The organism is Sphingobium olei, from assembly GCF_042678845.1.
GTDB lineage: Bacteria > Pseudomonadota > Alphaproteobacteria > Sphingomonadales > Sphingomonadaceae > Sphingobium > Sphingobium olei.
Map to the genome: position 1 here is coordinate 1 of NZ_JBHTLS010000027.1, position 926 is coordinate 926.

The window sequence follows — 926 nt, forward strand, 5'->3', positions numbered from 1 at the left end:
TCGGCCGCTTAAAGGACTGGCGCCGGGTCGCCACGCGCTACGATCGATGCCCCACTACGTTCTTCTCGGCCATCGCGCTCGCAGCCACCGTCATCTTCTGGCTGTGATCAACGAGTCCTGACCCTAGCCGACGATGTCTGCCGGCCGCGCTGGCTTCATACCCCGGTTTCCCAGGTGTATGTCGGCGAGCAGCGCAATCTTCGTGGGCGCAGAGTTGGCAGCGAAACCGGGGAGATGAAGCGTTACGTGGCGCACGATCGGCTTAGATCGTGCGTCGGCCATGCTGATCAGGACGAATATCACGAGCATCATCACCAGCACGCCGATACCGCCAGCTAGCCATAAGAAGATCGGCCGACGTGATCGCTGTCGTTCCCGGATCATCGGGTTATCTTCCTTGCCAACAGCTTCTCACCATCGGGCCTGATCTCCCCCTTGGGCGTAACGTGCCGGTAAAAGGTCTGCCGAGTGACACCGAGTTCGGCGCATAGTTCCGCGACCTTGGTTTCCGGTTTGCCCATCGCGGTTTGGGCGAGACGTAGCTTGGCGGGCGTCATCTTGAACGGCCGTCCGCCATACCGTCCCCGCGCGCGGGCGGAGGCGAGGCCGGCACGGGTACCGCCGGCGCGGTCGATCACGTCTTCGGCCTGTGCCATCTGCTCGGCTTCCGCTTCGCACCGCACATCCGCGACCTCAACGAGCGCCGGCTCTACAGTCTGTCGCCGCTCAACCCGTGGCCGACACTGCGCCCGCTCGTGAACTTTTCAGACCGCTCCGCCTCCACCAGCAAGGCCGGCATGCTTAGACCCCATGACTGCCCGAGCCTCGGAGGCTCGAATCTGAGATGCTGATGATGGATTTTTCAGCAGCGGAGGCGAGTCATGACGGACGCAGTGAAATACGTTGGTCTGGACGTGCATAAGGAA

2 protein-coding genes and 2 pseudogenes are annotated in these 926 nt (G+C 62.4%); 2 read left to right on the forward strand and 2 right to left on the reverse strand.

What is annotated here, in order from left to right:
- Positions 1–107: pseudogene (locus ACFQ24_RS03820) on the forward strand (IS5/IS1182 family transposase); the annotation flags it as partial.
- 16 nt (positions 108–123) lie between these two features.
- Here ACFQ24_RS03820 and ACFQ24_RS03825 read toward each other — a convergent pair.
- A complete protein-coding gene (locus ACFQ24_RS03825; RefSeq protein WP_380909126.1) occupies positions 124–384 on the reverse strand; it encodes a hypothetical protein in 261 nt (86 codons plus the stop codon).
- Positions 381–656 (reverse strand): helix-turn-helix domain-containing protein, encoded by a 276-nt coding sequence (locus tag ACFQ24_RS03830; RefSeq protein ID WP_449325442.1) that lies wholly within the window; start codon positions 654–656, stop codon positions 381–383. The genes ACFQ24_RS03825 and ACFQ24_RS03830 overlap by 4 nt, the downstream gene beginning before the upstream one ends.
- Here ACFQ24_RS03830 and ACFQ24_RS03835 point away from each other — a divergent pair.
- Positions 612–758, forward strand: a pseudogene (locus ACFQ24_RS03835) (Tn3 family transposase); the annotation flags it as partial. The gene ACFQ24_RS03830 and the pseudogene ACFQ24_RS03835 sit on opposite strands and share 45 nt — an antisense overlap.
- Between the last annotated feature and the right edge of the window lie 168 nt (positions 759–926).

Coding starts and splice junctions, on each gene's coding strand:
- ACFQ24_RS03825 (WP_380909126.1), bottom strand. CDS start 384: ATGATCCGGGAACGACAGCGATCACGTCGGCCGATCTTCTTATGGCTA.
- ACFQ24_RS03830 (WP_449325442.1), bottom strand. CDS start 656: ATGGCACAGGCCGAAGACGTGATCGACCGCGCCGGCGGTACCCGTGCC.